The sequence below is a fragment of the Pseudomonas sp. SMV71 genome (assembly GCF_052042015.1).
Lineage (GTDB): Bacteria > Pseudomonadota > Gammaproteobacteria > Pseudomonadales > Pseudomonadaceae > Aquipseudomonas.
In genome coordinates, this window is record NZ_JBKGGU010000003.1 from 332,385 (window position 1) to 338,755 (window position 6,371).

At 60.5% G+C, this 6,371-nt stretch carries 5 protein-coding genes; 3 read left to right on the plus strand and 2 right to left on the minus strand.

All coding sequences use genetic code 11. The features are described from left to right. Nucleotides 1-245 precede the first annotated feature (245 nt). Nucleotides 246-1,145 carry a lipid A hydroxylase LpxO gene (gene lpxO, locus ACLEJQ_RS04565; RefSeq protein ID WP_440792592.1) on the plus strand — a complete coding sequence of 300 codons (900 nt, stop codon included), beginning with the start codon at nt 246-248 and terminating at the stop codon, nt 1,143-1,145. A gap of 261 nt (nt 1,146-1,406) precedes the next feature. Here lpxO and ligD read toward each other — a convergent pair whose 3' ends face one another. Both ligD and ku read right to left on the minus strand, forming a co-directional pair. Further along, nucleotides 1,407-3,377: a DNA ligase D gene (ligD, locus tag ACLEJQ_RS04570; protein ID WP_440792594.1), complete on the minus strand. Its 1,971-nt coding sequence runs from the start codon at nt 3,375-3,377 to the stop codon at nt 1,407-1,409. Between the two features lie 33 nt (nt 3,378-3,410). Then, nucleotides 3,411-4,301, minus strand: coding sequence for a non-homologous end joining protein Ku (gene ku / locus ACLEJQ_RS04575; RefSeq protein ID WP_440792596.1), 891 nt, complete (start codon nt 4,299-4,301; stop codon nt 3,411-3,413). Nucleotides 4,302-4,518: 217 nt separating this feature from the next. Between ku and ACLEJQ_RS04580 the strand changes: the two genes are divergently transcribed. Together ACLEJQ_RS04580 and ACLEJQ_RS04585 are read left to right on the plus strand one after the other, a co-directional pair. Further along, nucleotides 4,519-4,851: a hypothetical protein gene (locus tag ACLEJQ_RS04580; RefSeq protein ID WP_440792598.1), complete on the plus strand. Its 333-nt coding sequence runs from the start codon at nt 4,519-4,521 to the stop codon at nt 4,849-4,851. A 35-nt stretch (nt 4,852-4,886) separates the two neighbouring features. Further along, nucleotides 4,887-6,032, plus strand: coding sequence for a PQQ-dependent sugar dehydrogenase (locus ACLEJQ_RS04585; protein WP_440792599.1), 1,146 nt, complete (start codon nt 4,887-4,889; stop codon nt 6,030-6,032). The last annotated feature ends 339 nt before the right edge of the window (nt 6,033-6,371 follow it).

Below are 6,371 nucleotides of genomic sequence, written 5' to 3' on the forward strand. Positions count from 1 at the left end.
AGACGTGCGCCGAAACCGGATGAGCGGTATCGGCCAAGGGGGCGCGTGAAGTTTGGCGGCGATTGTACTGATCTGGCCGCCTGAACGATAGGGTATTGCCTGGGCAAGACAGTTTTTCACAACTCTGGGATAACCTTCGGTTACAAAATGTGGCTAAATTGCCATCTCACCCGCTGCCCATCTTCCTTGCCGCTTGGTTGGCCGAAGAACGCAGCCTGTTCACTCCCGAACCTGTGACGAACTCCGTGAAACTCATCATTGTCGCGCTATACATCGTCTCCATTGCTTATGTGCACCTGCGCGGTCGCGTGCGGCACAAGCTCGGTCGCCAGTTGAGCGATCACTCTTCGTTCCTGGCACCGATCAACTGCCTGCTGTACCTGTGTTCGAAACTGCCCAACCGACCGTTCTTGCGTCCTGAGGATTTTCCCGACCTGAGCCCGTTGCAGGCGCATTGGGAAGAGATCCGCGCCGAGGGCCAGGAACTGCTGCGGGCGGGGGCGATCAAGCGCTCCGACCAGTACGATGACGTCGGCTTCAATTCGTTCTTCAAGACGGGTTGGAAACGTTTCTACCTGAAGTGGTACGGCGATAGCCATCCCTCGGCCATGAAGTTGTGCCCGCGCACCACGGAGTTGGTGCAGAGCATCGGCTCGATCAAGGCGGCGATGTTCGCCGAGTTGCCGCCGGGTTCGAAACTGGTGCGCCACCGCGACCCCTATGCCGGTTCCTATCGCTATCACCTGGGCCTGGAGACGCCCAACGACGCCGGCTGCTACATCAATGTCGACGGCGAGCATTACCACTGGCGTGACGGCGAGGCGGTGGTGTTTGACGAGACATTCATTCATTACGCCGAGAACACCACGCCGCACAACCGCATTATTCTGTTCTGTGATGTGGAGCGCCCGATGAAGTATCGCTGGGCCACAGCGTTCAACCGCTGGTTCAGCCGTACCGTCATGGCTGCCGCCGGCGCGCCCAACGATGCTGGTGACAAGACCGGCGGCTTGAACCGCGCGTTTTCGCGCCTCTACAAGATCCGCTTGCGAGGCAAGGCCCTGAAGAAACGTAACCGCAAGCTGTATTACTTGCAGAAATGGGCATTCTTTGGCGGGTTGCTGGCGATTTTCGTCTGGATCTGACCACGGTCTTTCTATAACACAGACCCTTGTGGCGAGGGAGCTTGCTTGCGGCGAGCGAGCTTGCTCCCGCTGGGCTGCGAAGCGGCCCCCGAAAAAGCTTGCGAGCGCTGCGCACTCGAGCGGGAGCAAGCTCCCTCGCCACAGGTTTGCCTACTGCCACAGGTTTGCCTACTGCCACAGGTTTGCTTACTGCCACAGGTTTGCTTACTGCCACAGGTTTAGCTACCGCCACAGGTTTGGCTATTGCCAGGTGATCGGTGCTCATCCTTCAGGCGCTTGCGCCCCCAATTGCTCCCACATCCTGGCCGTGATCCGCTGACGATGGCTGTAGCCCTCCCATGGATCGGCTTTCAACCCCCTGGCTCGCTCCAGGGCGGTGTGGATATCCCATTGCTGAGCGTTACGCAGACCATCCAGCTCGGCCCGGGCAATCGGCACCGAGACCGGCAGGCCTGGTCGCGCGCGGACCGAGTAGGCGGTCACGGTGCTGGCACCGCGGGCATTGCGCAGGTAATCGACGAAAATTTTCCCGACTCGGTTTTTCGGCCCCATGGTGGCGGTGATCTGTTGAGGCATCTGGCGGGTCAGGAACTGCGAGATGGCCTTGGCGAACGCCTTGGTCGTGTCCCAGCCTTCACTGCGGGCCAACGGTACGATTACATGCATGCCCTTGCCGCCGCTGGTTTTCAGGAAGCCCTGTAAACCCAGTTCGTCGAGCACCGACAGCGTCATGCGAGTCGCTTCGAGCATGGCGCTCCAAGGCAGTGATGGATCGGGGTCGAGGTCCAGGACAAACAGATCCGGCGTTTCGATCCGGTCATGGGTGGCTGTCCAGGTGTGCAGTTCCACGCTGCCCATCTGTGCGGCGCTGACCAGCGATTGCACACTGTCGATTTCCATCAGCGCGGCATGGCCTGGGTCCAGTTGCGGGCTCAATTGCTTGATGTGCGGAATGTCGAGGCGATCCGCGTGCTTCTGGAAGAACTGCTCCTCGCCAATCCCGTCCGGCGCCCGCAACAAGGCAACGGGCCGCTGGTGCAGCCAGGGCAGGATCCACGGCGCGATGTCGGCGTAATACTGGGCCAGTTCGACTTTCTGCACGCCGCTGACGCTGTCGATCACACGCTCGGGATGAGTGATTGTCACGCCTTCGATCTCTACGGTTTTTTTCCTGCTGCGCCTGGTGCTCGACGCCAGGGTCCTGGTCGGCACAGGATGCTCGTGCACCACTTTCCCTACCGGCATGTCAGCCAGCAGCTCCACGAAACTCGCCCGCTTGACGATGCCGCTGCTGCTCCATTCGGTGAACTCCACCTCGCAGACCTGGGCAGGCTCGACCCACTGCACACCTCGCCCTTGGGCTCCGTTGAGGGGTTTGCTCAGCGGTGAGCTGTCGCGCAACTGTGCGCTCAGTTGCTCATGCAGCGCCTTGATCCGAGCCTGAGTGAAGCCTGCACTGACCCGGCCGGCATATTCCAGACCCGCCGGACCGTTGACCGCCAGCAGTAATGCGCCGAAGCCGTTGCGCCTGCCCGGGGGCTGGGTAAACCCGACGATGACGAAGGCCTGGCGCAGCCGACACTTGAGATCGACCCAATCGCTGCTGCGCCGCGACACATAAGGACTGCCCAGGCGCTTACCCACTACGCCGTCCAGGGCCAGGGCGCTGGCGCTTTCGAGGATCTCGTCTTCGTTGGCGCAGAACGCTTCGGAAAACCTCAGCCGCTTGCCGGCATTATTCCGGAGGACTTTTTTCAACGCCGCACGACGCTCCTCCACCGGCGTCTGCCGTAAGTCCACGCCGTTGAGAAACGGCGCATCGAACAGCACATAGACCATGTCCACGGTGCGACCGATCTCGAAGCAATCGCGCAGGGCTACCGGGTCGGACTGGCCGGCGTCATCCAGCAGGATCAGGTCACCGTCCAGCCAACTGTCTTCCAGGCCTAGCTCGGCCAGGGCTTCGGCGTGCAATTGCAGGCGTTCGGTCCAATCCTGATGCTCGCTGTTGAACAGGCGCACCTCGCCTTGCTCGATGCGGGCCAGCAATCGGTAGCCGTCGAATTTGACCTCATAGCGCCATTCACCGGTGGGCGGCTGTTCCACCGGCGTCGCCAGTTGTGGCATCAGGCGTTCGGGGAGCCGGTTTTTTTGACTTTTACGGCTTTGGTTTGGTTTTTCATCCTGAACAGCATTGGAAACGCGGGCAGATTCATGCTCGGCCTTGGCCATGACAGATTCCCTTGTATAGCTGGCATCCTGAGTTTAGCCCCGAGAGGCCTTGGTGGCTTTTTTTGCGGGAGTGGATTTGCTGGTTTTCGCGGGCTTCGCAGAGGTCTTCTCGGCGGTCTTGCCCGATGCCTTGCCTTTGCCGCCCAGGCTGCGCTTGAGCAGTTCGGTAAGGTCGATGACATCGGCGGTCTTGCGCTGGTCTTCGCCCGGATCGGTTTCCACCGCTTCGAGCCGGCCTTCGTTGGCCTTCTTCTCCACCAGCTCCATGATTTTCTCCTGGAAACTGTCGCGATATTCCTCCGGCGACCAGTCGGCACTCATGTCCTGTACCAGGCGCTTGGCCATTTCCAACTCGCCCTTGGCAAGAGTCGGGTCGGTGACTTCATCGCCCAGTTCGAGGATGTCCAGCCCGCGCACTTCGGCTGGCCAGCGCAGCATCACCAGCACCAGCGCAGACTCCAACGGCATGAGCGCCGCCAGATGTTGACGGGTGTGCAGCACCACCAGGGCCAGCGCCACCTTGTTGGTCTTGACCAGGGTTTCGCGCAGCAGGGCATAGACTTTGCCGCCGCGCTTGTCGGGCGCCAGGAAGTAGGGCGTGTCGATGTTTTGCAGGGGGATCTTTTCGCTGTCGACGAAGGAAAAGATATCGATGGTCTGGGTGGACTTCGGATGGGCGTTGCGGATTTCCTCTTCGCTGAGCAGCACGTACTGACCTTTCTGGTACTCGACGCCCTTGACGATATCTTCCTTGGTCACTTCCTTGCCGGTGACTTTGTTCACCCGCTTATAGCCCACCGGCTCCATGCTGCGTTTGTCCAGCCAATCGAAATCCACGCCCTGTGAAGAGGTGGCCGATACCAGCGCCACGGGAATGTGGACCAGCCCGAAACTGATTGCGCCTTTCCAGATTGCCCGTGCCATGGTGGTGTTATTTCCTTGCCGATGGGTGTCTCTCTGGTGACCTCTCGCCTTTGAAAAAAGTTTCCGCCGTGCGCCGGCTGGCTCATTGCCTGAACGGCTGTTTAGAGACTCCTCGTTACATCTTTGCCCGGACACTTCGCTTACACATTTCGCTTAACAACTGCGAACCTACGGCGTAGCGTGTTTTCGATATGCCTGAAACCAAGAGGGTGCTCGAATGTACAGGCTGATGCTGGCTATCACGACGCTATTCCTGGCGGCAACCGTCCAGGCTGCTCCACCGCCCGGCCCACAGCAACTGGCGCAGAACCTGCCGGGAAACAGCAATCCCTACAACAGCCCGACGCGACGGGCCAACCCCAACAGCATGCAGGGCACCCGGCCCAATGTGCCGATGATCCACAACAATCCAACGGTGCGGGTGCCACGCCCCACCCTGGAAAACGGCGGGATCGGCAACGGCTATCCCAGGTCCGGCCAGCCGCCGGGTTCGCCACGGCCCACCATCGAATCGCCGACGCCGCCCAGGAGTCCACAGGACAACCGCTAGGTTGCCCCTTTTCAATCCCACAGAAGGAAGTGTGCATGTTGCGTAAAACACTCCTGGCCGCCTTTTGCGCCAGCGCTGTCCTGACCCTTTCCATGCCGGCCTCTGCCGAATCAACCCAGCAGCTCAAGAGCGAAGAGGGCACGCTGGAACTGACCGCCGTGGTCAAGGGGCTTGAACACCCTTGGTCGATCGCGTTCCTGCCGGGGCAAGGCATGCTGGTCACCGAGCGCCCGGGCAACCTGCGGGTGATCGGTCCTGACGGGAAACTGTCCGAACCGCTGGGGGGCGTGCCGCAAGTCTGGGCCAAAGGCCAGGGCGGACTGCTGGACGTGGTGCTGTCACCGGACTTCAAGCAGGACCGTACCGTTTACCTGTCGTATGCCGAGGCCGGTCCGGACGACAAGGCCGGCACCGCTGTCGGACGCGGGCAACTGTCCGACGATTTGAAAACCTTGAAGAACTTCAACGTGATCTTCCGCCAGCAACCCAAACTGTCCACGGGCAACCATTTCGGCTCGCGCCTGGTTTTCGACCGGGACGGTTATCTGTTCATCACCCTGGGGGAAAACAACGACCGGCCCACCGCCCAGGACCTGGACAAGCTGCAAGGCAAGATCGTGCGCATCTACCCCGACGGCAAGGTGCCGGACGACAACCCTTTTGTCGGGCAGAAAAACGTCCGGCCCGAGATCTGGTCCTATGGCATCCGCAACCCCCAAGGCGCGGCGCTCAATCCCTGGAACGGAACGTTATGGGAGAACGAGCATGGGCCAAAGGGGGGCGATGAATTGAACCTGATCGAACGCGGCAAGAACTATGGCTGGCCGCTGGCAACCCACGGCGACAACTATTCCGGCGCGCCGATTCCCGAAGCCCAGGGCAAGACCGTTGAAGGCACGGTCGGCCCGCTGCATGTCTGGGAAGTGTCACCGGGACTCAGCGGCATGGCGTTCTATGACAGCGACCGCTTCAAGCCCTGGCAACACAATGTGTTCATCGGTGCCCTGGCATCCAAGGAACTGATCCGCCTGGAATTCGACGGTGACAAGGTCGTCCACGAAGAACGCCTGCTCGGTGAACTTGGCGAACGGGTTCGTGACGTGCGGCAAGGACCGGACGGCTACTTGTATGTGCTGACGGATGAGGACAGCGGGGCGTTGTACAAAGTGGGGCTTAAATGATTAATCAAGCCTCCACCATCACCGCGAACCCTGTGGGCGCGAGCCTGCTCGCGATGGCGGTGCATCAGACATATTGATGCAAGCTGCGCCGGCCCTATCGCGAGCAGGCTCGCTCCCACAATGGGATTGGGTATAACCGCAGGAGATTGGTCGGCTGTCAGGCCGCCTTCGCGGGCAAGCCCGCTCCCACAGGGTCCAAGTACGACGAGAAGCGCCAAGTCGGCTATAAGGCCGCCTGGCTTTTGCTTTTGCTTTTGCTTTTGCTTTTGCTTTGCTCTTGCTCTTGCTCTTGCTCTTGCTCTTGCTCTTGCTCTTGCTCTTGCTCTTGCTCTTGATCTC